This window comes from Papillibacter cinnamivorans DSM 12816, assembly GCF_900176335.1.
GTDB classification, from domain to species: domain Bacteria; phylum Bacillota; class Clostridia; order Oscillospirales; family Oscillospiraceae; genus Papillibacter; species Papillibacter cinnamivorans.
This window is the reverse complement of sequence record NZ_FWXW01000007.1, coordinates 119773-137025: the sequence shown is the minus strand read 5'-3', so window position 1 is coordinate 137025 and position 17253 is coordinate 119773. Positions and strand designations below refer to the sequence as shown.

The 17253-nt window shown below is 57.3% G+C and carries 12 protein-coding genes and 1 tRNA gene; 3 read left to right on the top strand and 10 right to left on the bottom strand.

From position 1 onward, the window contains the following. The 5 genes from B9A13_RS11330 to B9A13_RS11310 form a co-directional block, all read right to left on the bottom strand. Positions 1-547, bottom strand: a 547-nt coding sequence (locus tag B9A13_RS11330; protein WP_143806969.1) for a hypothetical protein, incomplete at its 3' end; no start/stop codon positions are given. A 276-nt stretch (positions 548-823) separates the two neighbouring features. Beyond that, positions 824-2683 (bottom strand): S-layer homology domain-containing protein, encoded by a 1860-nt coding sequence (locus tag B9A13_RS11325; RefSeq protein ID WP_159448125.1) that lies wholly within the window; start codon positions 2681-2683, stop codon positions 824-826. Between the two features lie 55 nt (positions 2684-2738). After that, positions 2739-3917: an ABC transporter permease gene (locus tag B9A13_RS11320; RefSeq protein ID WP_242942846.1), complete on the bottom strand. Its 1179-nt coding sequence runs from the start codon at positions 3915-3917 to the stop codon at positions 2739-2741. Then, positions 3914-4621, bottom strand: coding sequence for an ABC transporter ATP-binding protein (locus B9A13_RS11315; protein WP_084235272.1), 708 nt, complete (start codon positions 4619-4621; stop codon positions 3914-3916). The genes B9A13_RS11320 and B9A13_RS11315 overlap by 4 nt, the downstream gene beginning before the upstream one ends. A gap of 125 nt (positions 4622-4746) precedes the next feature. After that, entirely contained in the window at positions 4747-6588 is a 1842-nt protein-coding gene (locus B9A13_RS11310; protein WP_159448124.1) for an efflux RND transporter periplasmic adaptor subunit, read from the bottom strand. 849 nt (positions 6589-7437) lie between these two features. Here B9A13_RS11310 and B9A13_RS11300 point away from each other — a divergent pair. Then, positions 7438-9249, top strand: coding sequence for a glycosyltransferase (locus B9A13_RS11300; protein WP_084235269.1), 1812 nt, complete (start codon positions 7438-7440; stop codon positions 9247-9249). 146 nt (positions 9250-9395) lie between these two features. Here the strand turns inward: B9A13_RS11300 and B9A13_RS11295 are convergent, their stop codons facing one another. From B9A13_RS11295 to B9A13_RS11275, 5 genes are all read right to left on the bottom strand, one after another. Then, a complete protein-coding gene (locus B9A13_RS11295) occupies positions 9396-10469 on the bottom strand; it encodes a DUF5808 domain-containing protein (protein WP_084235268.1) in 1074 nt (357 codons plus the stop codon). Then, on the bottom strand, positions 10466-10855 hold the full coding sequence (locus B9A13_RS11290; RefSeq protein ID WP_084235267.1) for a GntR family transcriptional regulator: 390 nt from the start codon (positions 10853-10855) through the stop codon (positions 10466-10468). The genes B9A13_RS11295 and B9A13_RS11290 overlap by 4 nt, the downstream gene beginning before the upstream one ends. Positions 10856-11206: 351 nt before the next feature. After that, positions 11207-11281: transfer RNA gene (locus B9A13_RS11285), tRNA-Arg, on the bottom strand. 156 nt (positions 11282-11437) lie between these two features. Beyond that, a complete protein-coding gene (locus B9A13_RS11280) occupies positions 11438-12808 on the bottom strand; it encodes an aspartate aminotransferase family protein (protein ID WP_159448123.1) in 1371 nt (456 codons plus the stop codon). 169 nt (positions 12809-12977) lie between these two features. Then, positions 12978-13583 carry a TetR/AcrR family transcriptional regulator gene (locus B9A13_RS11275; RefSeq protein WP_084235265.1) on the bottom strand — a complete coding sequence of 202 codons (606 nt, stop codon included), beginning with the start codon at positions 13581-13583 and terminating at the stop codon, positions 12978-12980. Positions 13584-13886: 303 nt separating this feature from the next. Between B9A13_RS11275 and B9A13_RS11270 the strand changes: the two genes are divergently transcribed. Beyond that, the gene (locus B9A13_RS11270) at positions 13887-15614 is read left to right on the top strand and encodes an FAD-dependent oxidoreductase (protein ID WP_084235264.1); all 1728 of its coding nucleotides are present in this window, start codon (positions 13887-13889) and stop codon (positions 15612-15614) included. Positions 15615-15628: 14 nt separating this feature from the next. Continuing rightward, on the top strand, positions 15629-16798 hold the full coding sequence (locus B9A13_RS11265) for a geranylgeranyl reductase family protein (protein WP_084235263.1): 1170 nt from the start codon (positions 15629-15631) through the stop codon (positions 16796-16798). Positions 16799-17253 lie beyond the last annotated feature (455 nt).

Sequence of the window (17253 nt, the reverse complement as noted above, 5' to 3'; positions counted from 1 at the left end):
TGCCCTTTGTCTGCCCATCCCGCGCCGTTTGGTAATCCGGGGATTCCCAGAGGGAAACGTCCGCGAGACTGTACGTACCGTCTGACCCGGAGGAGGTTTCCCCGTTTCCAGTATATCCCTCTTCCTCCCGGGAAGCAACCGTTTCCTGGGGAAGGGGGACGTACAGGTTATAGAGGTCCAGGATCTCCTGTTCCCTCTGCTCCTGCCGCTGGCGGTCGATCTCTTCCGTCCACTCGGCGATGAAGCGGTCCAGGTCCCGCTTGTTTTCGGAGGCGTACTGTTTTTCCAGCAGATTGAGCTTTTTCTGCTCACGCTCCGCGTCGCCGTACAGGTACGCGTCGTTGAGGCCCTGGACTTTTGCTTTTTGCAATTGGATTGCTTTTTCCAGGCTGTCCGCCGGGCTGTAAGGAATGCTTTCCGGGTTTACCGTTTTACCGTTCTTTCCGGTCCCCGAGCCCACCGTCCGGCTGTCCAGAGCGTTCCTTACAGAAAGATACGCGGGGGTTTGGGGGGGCGCCTGCCGGAGCACCCTCCAATGAAATTCCAAGAGGCCGGAGCCTCTTGGTCTGTTTGTGGTAACTTTTGAAGAAACAAAAAGTTACCCCTAGCGGGGAGCGCTCCGCTCCCGTCCGAAGCCCTCGTTACAAAGCTGTTTTCAAAAGTTAACATAATTATTATTTCTTCAAATCAATAGACTTCCATATCTCATAATAGCACTGTTATAGGTTAACATAATTATAGCGCTCCGGGAGAAACTCCCGGAGCGCCTTTGTATGCTTTATTCCTATTGAAAGGAGGAAACGAAAGAGAAGGACCCTTGAGGTTAGTATGCCAGCAGCACCCGCACTCTTCCGCCCAGCGATTCGGCTTTATCGTAAAACGCCGTGAGGGTGGAATAGGATTTGGCCTGTTCCAGAGTGAGGGGAGTATAGGAGCCCGCCGAGACGTAATAAGCGGAGACCGTGTCCGAAAGCAGATATTTCGTCCCGTCGGACGCCGTCACCGAGTTGCTGCCGGTGAGGGCTACGCTTCCCAGCTCGGAAAGAAGGCTGATCTTGGCCACGCTGTTTCCGGAGAAGATAAAGGCGGCCGGTCCCGTACTTCCCAGCCCGAAAGCGATGCCGCTGGTGGAGACCCTGCCGGAGCTGCTGCCGATGAGGTAGGAGTAACTGCCGGAGGCTGTGATATTGGAAGTGGATTCACTCACCGCAGTCAAGATCCCATAGGACTTGGTATCGCCGGTGACCTGATTGAGGATAAGGTCCGAAATCCGGCCGTCCGAGTCGGTGAGATACAGCAGAACGTCCCCGGAGGAGAGGGTTACCCCGTCAAGCCGCTGCAGATAAGTGGTGACGGCATTCCCCTCCGTGTCCACGTCCAGGATGGAAACCGAAGGGGAAACTTCAAGGCCCGCTATCGTCTTTGAGGAGATGCTCACCTTGCCGGAAAGAGTGGAGGGAGTGACGCCGCCCACATAGGCAGCACCATCTGAAAACCGGATGCACGCAACGGAACCCACAGAGTCCGAAGCGTCCAGGGCTACCTGGTATTCAAGGGAGGTTCCGCCGGCGGTGAGAATGGAGATATAGTGGGAATAGACCGTGGAACCGGTGTTGGTATAGGTCTTGCTGCCCGCGGCCGTCACATAACCGTATACCGTCGCCGTGCCGGAGGAGGATATGACTCCCGCGACGCCGCCGTCCCTGCCCAGAAGGAGGGTTACGGTATCCCCGTAGGAAAGGCCGCCGGTATAGCTCAGTGCCTCCGAGGCGGAAACGCTTTCAATTGAATAGGTTGTGCCAGAGACCACCACCGAGGCCGGCGAGATGCGGGAGGGGAGCGCGCTCTGGAAGACGCCGGTCACCTTTGAGTCATAGACCCAGGCAGCGTTGAGGGACGGGGAGTAATATACCACGTCGTACAGCTCCACGTCGGACAGCGAAATGGAAGCTCCGTTTTTGTAAAGGCTGAGGCCCGTCGTGGAAAGTCCCGTCCCGGAATACCAGGTGTCCGAGGTGACGATCAGGGGCCCTTCGGAATTGGAGGTGACAATGTCCTCCACGTCCAGACCGTCCCCGGAGATGCTGTACCCCAGGGTTTTAATATAGGCGCTGCCGTTCTTTGCCGTCGCGCAAAGAGCATTGTAGAAGAGATAAAGAGCCGTTCCCCTGGTGATGACGGAACCCACCGAGGCGGAAACATTCTCATACAGCCCCAAAGATTTAGCGAAATTCACCTGGGCGTCGGGATACCCGGTGCCGTAATCTGCGGAGGAATACCCCATGAGGCGGAGAATGGCCGAGGTGGCCTCCTCCAGAAGGACCTGGCGGGAGGGCTGGAAGGTCCCGTTGGGATAGGCGCTCATGCAGCCCAGGCTCACCGCCTCCTGAATGTATCCCGCGGCCCAGTGGGTATAGGGTACGTCGGAATAGAGAGAGAACTTGGAGGAGCCGGAAACGGTATTGCGTTTGGTGGAAGCCTGCACCAGAAGCTTGGCAAGCTCCGCCCGGGTCAGAGTATTGCCCAGCTTATAGTCGCCGGAGGCGTCCCCGTTCATGATGTCGAGAGCGCCCAGCACCTGCTTTGCCGTGGTTTCCGAGACATATGCTGCCGAAGCCGGCAGGACGAACAGGGAAGCGGTTACGGCGGCGGCCAGGACCAGGGCAAGGAACTTCTGTTTCATTGGTTTCATCCTTTCAGTTGCCTTGGATTCAAAAAACGCTGGGAGAAAGCGGGGATTATTCATATCGGAGAGCGTCGATGGGATTGAGTTTGGAGGCGCTCCGGGCGGGGAAGAAACCGAAGATGATCCCGATTCCAACGGAGACCACAAAGGAGATGGTGATGGCCTGTATGGAAACGGCTGCGGGGACTCCCACGAGATTGCCCACGGGGATGGCGATGCCGATACCGGCGAATATACCGATGATACCCCCCGTAGCGCTAACGGTGGCCGCCTCGATGAGGAACTGGCTGAGGATATCGCGGCCTTTGGCGCCCACGGACATCCGTATGCCGATTTCCCGGGTGCGCTCCGTGACCGAGACGATCATGATGTTCATGATGCCGATGCCGCCCACCAGAAGCGAGATACTGGCGATGCCCACCAGCACCAGAGTCAGGGTGCTCATCAGACTATCCAGCATATCCAGAAGGGAAGAGGTATTGAACACCCGGTAGGAATTTTCACTTCCCAGCTTGTCGTAGAGCATGGTTTCAAGGGCGCTTACGGCAGCGTCCATATTGGAGGTGTCCGCGGCGGAAAAGGAGTAGGAGGAGACGTCCTTGGAGCCGGACAGGCGGATCGCCGTGGAATAGGGAATGTAGACACAGTCGTCGGCGCTGTTTTCCTGGGCTTCATCCGTTTCCGCTATTACCCCGATGACCTTGAATTTGGTGCCCGCGATCTTGATGTACTCGCCGATGGGATTGGTGCCGTCAAAAAGCTCCTCCACCTGATAGGCGCCGATGACACAGACCTTCTGCCGCGTTGTGATGTCTGTGTACCGAAGGAAGCGGCCCAAAGACACTTCCACGCTCTGGTCAATATCCCGGTACAGCTCGTTGACTCCGGTACAGGAAGAAGTCAGGGTGTTGTCTTCGTATTTCAGTGTTCCGCTCAGGGTGACGGTGGGGGTATAGGCGGAATACAGGTCGGTGTTTTCTTCGAAGAATTTCTCTACGTCTTCTTCGTTGACGCTCCGGGTGGAGCTGAGGTTGGTGATGCTTACAGAAATCCGGTTGGTGCCCAGACTGGAGAAACTGCTCGTCAGGTTGTTGGAATAGCCCTGAATGAGCCCCACCAGTATGATGACCGAAGCTACGCCGATGATGATGCCCAGCATGGTGAGTATGCTCCGGAGCTTGTTTCCCACGATGCTTTTAATGGCCAGAAGGAAAGATTGCTTGATATTCACTGAGCACTCACCTCCTTGCTTGTTTCGTCGGAGATGATTTTCCCGTCGTAAAACCGGACGATCCGGGGCGCTTCCTGGGCGATGCTCATGTCGTGGGTAATCACAACAATGGTGGTTCCCTCCCGGTTGAGAATCTTGATAGCGGCCATGATCTCACGGCCGGTTTTGGAGTCCAGGGCGCCGGTGGGTTCGTCCGCCAGGATGAGGGGAGGATTTCCGGCAAGGGCCCGGGCGATGGACACCCGCTGCTGCTGCCCGCCCGAAAGCTGCGCCGGATAATGCTTTGCCCGGTCGGTGAGCCCCACCTTTTCAAGAACGCTTTTGATCCTTTCGTCCCGCTGTTCTTTTTTCATACCGGAATAGAGAAGGGGCAGTTCCACATTTTCGTATACGTTTAATTTGGAGATAAGGTTGTATTGCTGAAATATAAAGCCCAGGGTGCGGTTTCGGATGGTGGCCAGTTCGTCCCGGCTCATGTCGCTCACGTCTTTTCCGTTGAGAATGTAGGTCCCGCTGGTGAGCACATCCAGACACCCGATAATATTCATGCAGGTGGATTTCCCGGAGCCGGAGGGGCCGACGATGGAAATATACTCGCCCTCGCGGACTTTGAGGTTGATTCCGTCGATGGCCCGGACCTCGTTCTCCGCGGAAGAGTAGATTTTATACGCGTCCGTCAGCTCGATCATAATCTTATCGGTCATTCCAATTTTGCTCCATTCTGCCGATCGGCCGGAAATGAGGAAGGCAAAGTCCGTTTCCCGCGCAGGCGGCCTTTCTGTCAGCCTTCTGCTCCAAAACGGGAGAGGAGAAACGCTTCGGCCTAGCCTCAGCTGCTTTGCCCTGTTCCGGAAAATGCGCTGCGGTAGCTTCCGCTGTAAGAACTGCGGGTTGCGCCTCCGCTGCTGCTTCCGCCGCCGGGGGCGCTCCCGCCGCCTGCGGGAGCGCTTCCCCCGCCGGTCATGCCGCTGCCTCCGCCGCCGGTGATTCCTCCGGTTATACTTCCGCCGCCCATGGGAAAGCCTGAGGTGGTGTCGCTCGCGGTGTCGGGCGTGTAACCCACGACGTCCCCTTCGGAAAGACCGCTGGTGATTTCAATATACTCGTCGTTTGCGATACCGGTTTCCACCTGCACGTATTCATAACCGTCGGGCACGTCGCCCAGAATCGACGGATTGGCGGAAGTCTCGGCGGTGGGATTGCTGGAGGCAGCAGCACTGTCTGTCTTGACGAGGACATAGTTGCCGCGGACCACTGCCTCCACGGGAACCATCAGAACGTCGGTGGCGGATTCCACCTGGATTTCCGCGTCCACGCTCATGCCGGGAAGGAGATCTCCGTAGTCGTCGATGACGATGCGCACCTCATAGGTGGTGACCCCTCCGCTGGAGGAGGTGCCCATGGTGCTGATGTTTTCCACGGTTCCAGTGAATACCTGTCCATCCAGGGCGTCCGCCGTGATGGTCGCCTGCTGGCCCTCTTTCAGGGAGAGAATGTCCAGTTCGTCCACGTCGATGTCCAGAACCAGCTGGGACATGTCGGCGATAACGGCCATGGTGGTGGAGCTGCTGCTGATTTTATCGCCCGCTTTGGAGTTTTTTGTTACCACCGTGCCGGATATGGGAGCCGTGATGTTATAGTTGTTCAGCTGATCCTGGGCGTTTTCATAGGAAATCTGAGCGTTTTCCAGAGAGGTCTCAGCGTTTTCCAGGGCGGATTCCGCAGAATCGCTGTCCAGCACCGCCACGACGGTACCGGCTTTTACGCTGTCTCCGGTATGTATATTGAGAGAGGTGACTTGCCCTGCGGTTTTCGCAACAATCTTGCCGTCGGAAGCCCATTCGGTGGTGCCGGAGGACTGGCAGGCGTAAATCCCGCCCACGACCGCCGTCACCGTGGCCCCGGGCTGGACCGCGCCGGGATTGGAGAAGGAGAGCTCCACGTCTGTGACCAGGGCTCCGCTGCCGGAGGTCTGCTGCCCGCTGGAGATCCGGACCACCTTGCCCGTAACCGTGGAGTCATAATCCTCCAGGGTGATTACCGCCGTCTGGCCCACATAGAGTTTTTGCGCGTCTGTGGAGATAAAGGGAAGCGTAACCACAAGGGTGGAGGTGTCCGCCACTTCTGCTATGGTGGAATTGGCCTGTACCTGATCGCCTACGCTCACCTTGAGATCCGTAACCAGGCCTGAAATTTCCGCCTTCACGTTCAGGTTATTCAGGTCATCCTGCGCATCCTGATAGTTTTCCTGGGCCTTTTTCAGGGAGGTTTCGCTCTGCGTCAGCGAACGCTCCAGATCAGAGGCGTCTATGGTGTAAAGCAGATCGCCCTCCTGAATCTCCTGACCTTTGGTAAAATAATCTCCCGTAATGTCACCTTCCACCAGCGAGACCACGGAATACTGGTCCTTGGGTTCCACCGAACCGGAGCCGCTGATGCTGACGTTCAGGTCGCCGCGGGAAACGGTGTAATCCGTGAGAGAAACGGTGGTTTCTTCTCCCTTGTTCCGGGTCAGAAAAAAGGTGAGGATGGCTGCCGCAGCCACCACGGGGATGACAATGGCCAAAATACGTTTGCGGCTGTGCTTCTTTTTCTTTTTTAGCGCAATAGGAGCGGACGGCTGTGCCGCGGAAACGGATTCCGGCTGTTTTTCAATGATTTCGTTGCTCATCTGACGAAGCCTCCAAACAGAAATTTCCGGCTTTCGGGGAAACATGCAAAGTCCAGGGAGCTTCTTTCCGGCACACTGCCGCTGGAAAAAGAATCCTCCCTTGGATTGATTTTAATATAATGGAGTACAAGAAAAAATTCAATGGGAAAGGCCGATTGTTCACAAACCTTTTACTGCCTGTTCATATTCTGTCAATATTGCGGAATCGACGGAAAAAAATACGGGGACATTGGCGGTGCAAGCGTTTCCGGAGATGTCAAAACCGGCCGGAAACCGATTAGAAGCAGCTGGAAGGAAAGATAAGCCGGTGTGCCTCCGCCTTGGGGTATGAATTGGATTGGTCATAAGAAACCGGCCGACCGGTTGAACAGAGGGCTGCATAGGGCCTCGGTCGTTCGGGCCGTGGAACCAAAGAACGTGCGGCGTAATACAATATCAGGGGAGAGTACTCCCTGCCGGAAACGGGGGGGGGCGGCGGTCAGGCTGACCTGCCGCCGCACGCCGCAATACTCCTCCGGCGGTTCTTCGGCGTTTTGCGGATGCAGAACGAAACCCGGCCCATCTGAAAGGGAAGGGACGAGGGATCGGAAGACAAAATAAAACCGCGCCCGCAGAAGACGGCGCGGTCGGAATCCGAAACAGGCGCCCGGGAGAACCCGTCCGGCCGCGCCGTCTGATTTTTGGGCATACAAAACGGAGTGCGGGCAGGCGCGGCCCCCGCCCAGCCCGCACCCTCCGGGATGGAGCGCTTTGCCGCCCGGATCGGGAATAACGAACCGGCAAGACTGCAATCCATGCAGAAAAGATACCGCACAGGCGCATTTCCCGAAGGAAAATGGAGGAAACGGCATGTCCCTGAGCCTTTGTATGATCGTAAAAAATGAAGAGGACACCATTGCACGGTCCATCGCAAGCGTAAAGGATCTGACGGACGAGATTGTCGTGGTGGACACCGGTTCCGCGGATAAAACGGTGGAAGCAGCGGAGAGCCTGGGCGCGAGAGTCTATTACTATAAATGGGACGACAGCTTTGCAAACGCAAGGAATTTTGCGCTGTCAAAAGCGGCGATGGATTGGATCCTGGTGATGGACGCCGACGATGAGCTGGAGCGTGAAGACAAAGAAAAGCTCCTGAAGCTCATGAAAACGGCAGGGGAAAATATTTTGGTATACTGCTGCCGTACGCTGTGCTATACGGGGGAAAGCCCCGATTGGAACAATGTCCTGATCAATATGAACGTCAGACTCATCCGCAACCGGATCGGATGCAGATACCGGGGCAGGGTCCACGAACAGCTGGTTTTTCCAGGGGAGGAAGGACTGAAGGCGGAATGTTTCCTGGCCACCGACGTCAGGTTCCACCACTATGGGTATTTAAACTCCTATATCCAGGCAAAAGATAAGCACGCCCGGAATATCCGCCTCATCCGGAAGGAACTGGAGGATACTCCGGAGAATCCCTTCATGCTGTTCAATCTGGGAAACGAGTACTGCGCTCTTCAGGACCCTGAAAGAGCTCTTGCCTGCTACGAGGAGAGTTATCGGAAATTCGACGCACGGGAAAGCTTTTATGCATTTCTTCTCATCCGGATGATCCTCTGTCATGAGGCCCTGGGAAACGACGATGAGATCTTCCGCCTGGCCCGGCAGGGCCTTCGCTGCTATCCGGGGCATACGGATTTTGAATTTCTTCGAGGGCGCCTGAGAAGCCGGCGGGGCGAACTGAAAAGCGCGATTGGCTCCTACAGAAAGTGCATCCGGATGGGTCCTCCGCCCGTTAACGCCAGCAGCATCGCGGGAGTCGCCACCTTCCGGGCGCAGTTTGCTCTGGCTTCCCTCTATCTGAAGCTGGGAAACCGAAAAAAGGCCCTTTTCCACTGCCAAAAAACGCTGAAGCTGCACGGCGGGCACAGGGCGGCTCTTGCCATGTCTCTGGACTTGCTTCTGGAGGAGGGAAAAGACGCCGACGCGGCGGCAAGGCGCCTCGCCGGGAGACTGAACGGCTCGGCGGAGGCGTTTCTTCTGCTCTCCGACCTGTTCTACGACAGAGGGAAATATAAGCAGGCCCAAAGGCTTTCAGGGCGGGCGCTCAAACTTGACCCGATGAGCCCGCGTGCACTTTTCAGCCTGGGAGCCGCGTCTTTTTTCCTGGGAGAACTCCCGAAAGCGCGCAGAAGCCTGAAAAAAGCGCGCTTATGCGAAGAATACGCCTCGCGGGCAAACCTTCTTTTGTTTTTCTGCGCCAGGGAGAGAAGGCGTGCCGGGGAAAACCGGGAGCTGGAAGCCCTGGACCCTGCGCATCGGGCCGCGGCGGAGACTTTCCGCGTCCTGGTATCGGGAAAAAACGATCTGCCGCAGGGTATGGATGCAAAATTGGACGCGGAAGCGGTGACGCACGTTCTGGAGCTGCTTTTAAAAGCCGGGCGCCTGGAGGAGTTCCGGGCGGCCCTTGCCCTTACCCGGGACCTGGAGGATAAGGACGCTGCGCTGCGCCTGGGAAAGCTCTATTTCCGCAGCGGATACCGCCGCCTCGCCTGGCATGAGTTTGTCCGCTCCCTTGCCCTGGGGGGAATGGCAGACGAAGCGGCGCTGGACATGATGAAAGAAATCCGGTCTTCGATTCAGGCCGAAGAGCGGGAAGAAGCGATGCAGACAAGTTAACATAACAATACCGGCGCCGCGTAATACGAGGCGCCGGCAGGCGGCAAGAATCCGTCAATGAAACCGTTCGTCCGAGGCTTTTTATACCGCTTGATTGCCGGGAACCGTGTTCCGCGCGGAAAAGGGACGGGCCGCCAGGTTCCGCTTTACCCTTTGGACAGAAGGATGCTTGAGACGACCACAGCTGCGATGAGGATCATGATTGCCCAGGCTCCGGGCCGCGCAAAATTAACGGTATAACCGATTCCGGAGCGCTTTTCCACAAACAGAGAGGGATCGGAAGGGCTGAAATAGAACATTCCCAGCACCCATTTGGCATCGTCGTCGAAAATAGGCCCGGAGGGTTTGCGGACGCGGACAAAGCGGTAGTAGAAAACGAAAATTAGCACGGTGAGAGCCAGACACAGGACAAGGGAGAGGTTAAAACAGATGGCGGGGACAGAGCGGAAAAATCCCACCGTGACGATCAGAAAGGTCAGCTCCGTGACAATTCCCAGAAGAATCAGCGTCAGCACCATGAAGCGGCGGTAGCGGATCGAACCGGGGGCCGCCTCCGGATTTCCCCGTACCGAGGCCGGAGCACGGCGGGTGAAATAGGCGCAGACCAGCATGAGAAGACCGATTCCAACCTGTAGAATCACCGGCATCAGGGCCGTGCCCCAGCTTTTCGGGGTCCAGGCGTCCGCGCCGGAAAACCCGTAATGGGTCGGAAGCAGATCCGGAAGAAAATCATAGCCCCAAAGAGTGAGGGCGAGGGTGACGACGGGAACCGGCAGAAGCAGAAGGAGCCATGCGGCGGAGACCACCGCCTCCTTTTCCGAAACGGAGGTTTCCACCGTGATCTTGTCCGTCACCAGATTTCTGTCTTTTTCACGGGAGGATTTTAACCGCTTTGAGCGGCGGTTGCCGGCCACGAAGGCGACGGTTTCGGCGGCAATGGCGGCAAAGACTGCCGCTGTGAAATAAACGGCGGCGTCTCCGGCCGACGGGCGGCAAAGAAGAAAATACACAGCCGCGGCGATCCCGATTCCCAGGGCGCCTGCGCCGGCCTCCAGCAGGTAGCGGCGCCGGATGCGCACGGCGTCCTTATCCGACCAGACGTCGGAACTTCCGAAGACCACGCCGAACAGAACGTTCTTCCGCGTTAACCAGGGCTGAAGAAGCACCAGAAACGCGGTGAGAAGATAGACCAGAGCAAAAGTAAGATAGAGTCCTCTCATGTTTTTTGACCCTCCAGTTCGTCATACAGGGTGTCGATCATGGCGTGAATCGCCGAGCGGTCCACATGCCGGGTCACCGCCTCGGAGATAAGATTGCGCAGGGAATTTCCCGCGGCATCCAGAAAGAGCGCCGCGTTTTTCGCGGCTTCCCCCGCCTGCACTTCGGCGCCGCGGCTGGGAAGCAGGCGGATGAACCCTTCGTTTCGCAGCAGGCGGTAGGCCTTGTTTACCGTGTGGAGATTGACTCCAAGCTCGCCTCCCAGGGTGCGCACGGAGGGCAGAGGATCTCCGTCCTGCAGTTTTCCCATGGCGATCCCGGCCACAATACCGTTGCGGATCTGCATATAAATCGGTTCTTCGGAGGAAAAATCCACGGTGAGCAGCATGACGCATACTCTCCTTTCGATCCAACTGTTATATATTATATATAACAATCGGGAAAATTGCAAGGCCTATTATAAATGCCAGGGGAGAAGGAAATTTAAGATTTAACGATAAAACAGCAAGTATAATAATACGAAAAGTAAAAAAATACATGATTGCTGTAAACCAAAAAACGCAGGCGGCTATGCCGCAAAGATACAAGCGGGTTTCAGCCCGCCGCCGCGGGTGCGGCATCAAGGTTTTGGCTTTGTGCCAAAACCTTGATGCCGGGGCAATTCATTTGCTCCGAGCAGATTCAATATCTTACGGCACCAAAATAGAGGTCCAAGGCTTTTAGCCTTGGACCTCTATTTTGGTACGCCTGATTGGAATCGAACCAACGCACCCGGCTCCGGAGGCCGGTGCTCTATCCACTGAGCTACAGGCGCGTATTTGCCGCCCGAAGATAAAAAGAAAGCCAAAACAATGGCTCGGCTCCTTTTTGGGCCGCACATAATGATACCACACCTGCCCCGGCGGATGCAAGAGGGAATTTGAAAAAACCCGGCATCCGGGTATGAATAACACGGATGCCGGGTATAAGGTCAGAGCGCGGCCCGCGGTTCCAGCTCCTTCATTTCTCGGTATCCCCGGGAGGCGGTGACGGCGGCGTCCAGCAGCAGCCGGAAGCGGCTGTCCTCTTCTTCCAGAACGCTGTCCAGAGCTTCCGCAAACCGGTCGATTTCCGCCTCGGTGACCGTAAGGGGAGGCTCGACTCGCATGACGGCCGGGTCTGAGGTCAGCCCGCAGAGGATGCGGTGTTCCCGGAGAAGCCGATTAAGGACGGTGGTCATCATAAATTCCCCGGCCGCTTTCGGGAGAAGCTTTCGGACGGGACCGAACTCCACGCCGATCAGAAGTCCGCGTCCCCGAACGTCGGTGATCATGGGATGCCTTTTTCGTAAAACCTCCAGGCGGCTCATGGCGTATTCCCCCAGGCGGGCGGCCTTCCGGGGAAGCTCCTCGTCACGGAGGACGGAGAGAGTCTCGATCCCGGCGACACAGGCCAGCGTGTTCCCACCGAAGGTGGAGGAAGGGAAGGAGGCGTATTTCGTTTTCCCATAGGTCTCGTCCCAGAGCTCCCGGCGCGCCAGGGCGCAGCCCACGGGCATAATGCCGCCGCTGAGGGTTTTGGAAAGACAGAGGATATCCGGCCAGACGCCGTAGCTTTCGCAGCAGAACATGCTCCCGCAGCGGCCGAAGCCGGTCTGGATCTCATCTAAAATAAAGGTGATGCCCAGCCGGGTGCACAGTTCCCGGACCCGGCGGAAATAGTCCAGCGGCGGCAGACGGATCCCGCCCTCCGCCTGAATGGGCTCCACCAAAAAGGCGGAGGCGTTGTACCGCTTAGCCGTCCGTTCCAGGCGCTCAAAGTCTCCGAAGGGAACCTCGTGAAAAATGCCCTTGAATCGGGGCGCCTTCAGCTTCCCCGGAATCCCCAGGGCGGAAGCGGAGCCCATGGTTTTGCCGTGATACCCTCCCCGGCAGCACAAAACGGCTCCCTTTTTTCGGAGCAGGGCCATCTTCAGGGCCTCCTCCACGGTCTCGGTCCCGCTGTTTGTGAAAGCGCAGACTGAGAGCACGTCACCCGTGAGGGCGCTGAGATTGGCCCCCAGGACCGCCCGGTAGGGGTTCATGCTCTGCTGAGCCAGGTTGGGCGCTTTCATATGCCGGGATACCGCGGCGGTGATCCTGGGGTGGTTGTGCCCCAGGTTCAGGGCGCCGAAGCCCCCCAGAAAATCGAGATATTCCTCCCCGTTTTCATCCCAGAGGGAGCAGCCGAATGCCCGGACGAAGCGGACGCCCAGGCCGGAAAACTTCAGAAGCTTATAAAATCCCTGTCCGCAGTGATCCCGAAAGAGCGTCTCCAGATCTTCCCGCGGCATCGACGGCACCTCGTCAAGCCGAATCCACATGCCGTTTACTCCTTTCCCGCCCCGGAGACAAATGGTCTCCCGGGGCAATCTTTCCATAGTCTGCCCAGAGTAAATTGAAAAATTGCGCCTTATACGCAAGAAAAGAAAACCGACCCGCCGTTGGCGCCGGCAGGTCGGAAACCGGATATTGACAGAGAAAAAAAGCAGCCTATCGGCGGGGCTCCAAAGAGCGCAGCACGAGGGGAAGATGCTGTGCGGAGTAATCCATGAGACTGAACCGGCCTCCCCGGAGGCACCACTCGTAAAGAAAGCCGCGCCCCACGGTGAAGAGATAGGCGGCGGTGTCCTCGGGAGACAGAGTGTTGTCTACGGTGCCCTTTTCCTGGGCGATCCGGATAAAACGGGCGAGAGAAAGGAAAGACTCCGTGGGCCGGATGGTCCCGTCCGGGTTGAGAAAGGCCTTGTCGAAGATCCGGTACATCTGGGAGCATAGGTCAAAGCCTATCTTTTCCCAATTCACCGCATAATGAAGGAAAAACCGCAATATATGTTCAGTGGGATAAGCCGCCTTGGCCTCCGTGTCCTCCTCCAGATCCCGGACGCTCCCCATATTCAGAAAGACCTGAAGAAGAATGCCTTCCTTCCCCTCGTAAAAATGGTAAATGGAACCCACCGACATTCCCGTTTCCCGGCAGATATCGGAGATGGTGGTGTTCTCATACCCGTACCGGGTGAAGAGATCGAAGGCTTTCTCGAAAATCATAGTTTTTTTGGCGGCGGATTCTTGGTCCCGTTTTGTGACACGTTTCGTCATAGTAAACAAACACCCCCGGAAGAATATGTAATATTATGTCATTTACAAACAAAACAGCGGTGATATAATCTAAATTAGAATAGATTCTAGATTATACTCTAGAATCATAAAATGAAAGTGGCTGGAACGATTCTAGCAGAAAAATGCACGTATGGCAAGAACAACCGAAATCACCCCGCCCCATGCCCCGATTTCGTGTCTTCCGGCGGCTTTGCCGCCGATTGGCAGCCGCAATTTCTGCGCAGACCCGGATCCCATATTCAATAAAAAACGGAAAATGAAAAACAAGGGGGTAAAACGTGTATGAGCAAAGACAGTAGCATCCTCATCCGGATGGACGAGGGCAGGGAGTTCCTGCGGCCGCGCGGAGCGGTGGCCGTTGTGGACTCGGAAATGTGCTTCAACTGCGGGGTGTGCCGCCGCGCCTGCCCCACGGAGGCAATCGGGGAAAATCAGCGGGATATCTGCCGGCTCTGCCCCGACTGTACGCCGAAGCCAAAGATGTTTCCGGAGGAATCTAAAGAGTACGCAACACGGCACGCCTGCAGCCTGGGCTGCCCCCTGGGAACGGTTCCCGAGGGATATGTACGGGCCGTTGCCGACGGAAAATTTGACATCGCCTACGACCTGATCAGCGAACTCAATCCGCTGCCGTCGGTCTGCTCCATGATCTGCCACCATCCCTGCGAAGAGGAGTGCAAGCGGGGCCTTCTCATCGACGAGCCCATCGCCATCCGGGCCCTCAAGCGCTTCATCGTTTCCAAAGTGCCGCCTAAGACCAAACGCTTCGACCGGAAATACGACATGAAAATTGCCGTTATCGGCGCGGGCCCCGCAGGGCTCACCGCCGCCGCCGACCTTGCCGCCAAGGGCTACCGGGTGAAAATCTTCGAAGCGGGCCCCGAACCCGGCGGCATGCTGCGCAGGGGTATTCCTTCCTTCCGCATCGACCGGGAGATCATGGATGAGGAGATCAAAGCCCTTCTGGAGGCGGGAATTGAAATCGAATACAACTGCATGGTGGGGAAAAATCCCACCGTCGATTCCCTGTTTGACGACAAGTATGCGGCGGTGGTTATCGCCGTGGGCGCCGGCAAGGGAACGATGCTCCCCATACCGGGGACCGGAGCGGAGAAAGTTTACGACGCCGTTAGCTTCATGCGAAGAGTCAACGCCCGGCAGCCCGTACTCGTGGGGAAAAAGGCCGTGGTCCTGGGCGGCGGCTCCGTCGCCATGGATACCGCCAGAGCGCTTCGGAGAATGGGCCTGGAGGTTGCCTGCGCCTGCATTGAAAACGGAGAGTGCGTCCCCGCGCCGGCCTGGGAGCTGAAGGAAGCCAAAGAGGAGGGCGTGGAGATCATCGAAGCCGCCTGCCCTTCCAGGATCGTCACCGAGCTCTTTACGGTAAAGGGCGTGGAGCTTAAGAAGGTGTGCTGCATCGGCACCGACTCCTGCGGACGGCTGAGGCCAGAAACCGAGGCGGGAAGCGAGTGGATCGTGGAGGCGGACACCGTGGTATTCGCAACCGGCCAGAAGGCGGACGTCCGGTTCCTTTCTGAAAACGCGGGCCTGAAGCTGGACGAGGCCGGGCGCATCGAATACGACCCCGAGACCATGCAGACCTCCCGGGAGAAGGTTTACATAGCGGGGGACGCCGTGGCAGCCAGGGGCAGCGTCATCGACGCCATGGCCTCCGGCCGGAAAGCCGCCCTCGCCGTGGATAATCTGCTTCAGGGCCGCAGTCTTGAGGATCGGGCGGTAAAACGTGATCCCGCCCTGGCTCCCAACCATGAAAAAATCTTCCCCGCGGTCCGCCTGGAAAAGCTGGGTCCCCAGTCTCCTCCCATGAAGCCGGAGCGGGACGGCTTTGACCTCGTAGAAGGCGTGTTTGATGAAAAAACGGCGGTGCTGGAAGCCAAACGGTGCATGAAGTGCGGCTATTCCTCGGTGGATCCGGACAAGTGCATCGGCTGCGGCGTCTGCGCCAATCTCTGCCCGGCCCGGGCCATTACCATGGCCGCGGTGAAATAGAAGGAGGCTTTAAAATGAAAACCATAGAACGGGACGTCATCGTTGTCGGCGCCGGGCCCGGCGGTTCGGTCTGTTCGGCTTTTCTCACCCGGGCGGGAGCGGACGTGCTCCTCCTGGACAAGGAGATCTTTCCCCGCGACAAGCCCTGCGGAGACGGGCAGGCCGGCGTCACCACGAAGATTCTCGGGGAGCTGGGCTGGCTGGAAGGTCTCAGGGAGCTGGGTTATGAAAACTTCGGGATCGTCATGACCGCCCCCGACTACACTAAGGTCATCGTGGAAGCACCCTTCCGGGGCTCCCGGTACGATACGCCCCGCCGCATCTTCGACGACTACTGCCGCCGGATGGCCATGAAGGAAGGCGCCGAGATGGTGGAGGACGTCTGGGTATACGATGTGATCTGGGAGGACGGTCGGGTCAGGGGCGTCAAGGCCAAGTACCAGGGGGAATATGTGGAACTGAGGTCCAAAATCGTCATCGGAGCCGATGGATCCCATTCCGTCGTCGCCAAAAAGATCGGCATGTTCCCGGATCTGGACACCGAGGTGGCGGTGGTGGGCCGCTGCTATTATGAGGACGTGGATATGGAGCCATACAACGAGATCCACTTTGACAAGGGCGTCCTTCCCGGCTACGTGTGGCTTTTCCCGGAAAAGGATAAACTCTGCAACGTGGGCCTTGGCTTCAACCGGATCTTCTACCGCAGCAGCGGCAAGACCCTGGAAGAGTATTTGGACCAGTGGATCGAGGAAAGCCCTTACGGCGAACGGCTCCGGGGCAAAAAGCGGGTAGGGGAGTTCCGCGGCTGGCGCATCCCGTCGGGCGCGCAGGCCATGGACAACTATGTACCGGGCTGCATCCTCATCGGGGACGCGGCCAGTATGGTGATGCCTCTCACCGGCGAGGGCATAGGCCCCGCCATGGTGACCGCCAAGCTGGCGGCCCAGCTGTCCATGGACGCCCTGAAGAAAAACGACTTTTCCGGCGGGATGTTCGCCCAGTATCCCAAGCTGCGGGACGCCATGTACGCGGACAAGTACAAATCCATCAAGGGAATGGAAAAAGCATTTGAAAGCGCCGAGACGGTCAACGCCTTTGTCCACAAGATCGTGGACGATCCTATGGTCAAGGCGGGCTTTCAGAAGCAGTGGTACTTCGAGTCCTACGAGGCGGCAAAAACCTGATTCCGATTTGTTTCCGATAGATATCCCCGGCAGCAGCAAAAGCAGCGGGAGCCGGAAGGCATATGTCTTCCGGCTCCCGCTGCTTTTGACAATTGATCCGGTGGGATAGAAAAATGGCCCCCTGCGGTCGTTTCATATGTTTTGTTCTTATAAACAGCTTTGTAACGAGGAACTTGGATGAAAGCTGCGCGCTCCCCGCCGGGGGAAAAGCAATAAAGATACATTTTGAAAAAGAAGGAGTATTTTGTCGAACGATTTTCCCTCGCGTCGCTTTCCAAAATCAGACAAAAATCCATACAATGTGTACGGATAAAACCGGAATACGGGAAAGAAAGGAATGTGCACATTGGGAAAATTGTCACTGCAGGAAACGCGGCTGGACGATGTGAGAATCCCCGGCGTTTCCGTATCGGTCACCCAGCCGAAAACCGGGCTGGACACGGCGGAACAGCGCG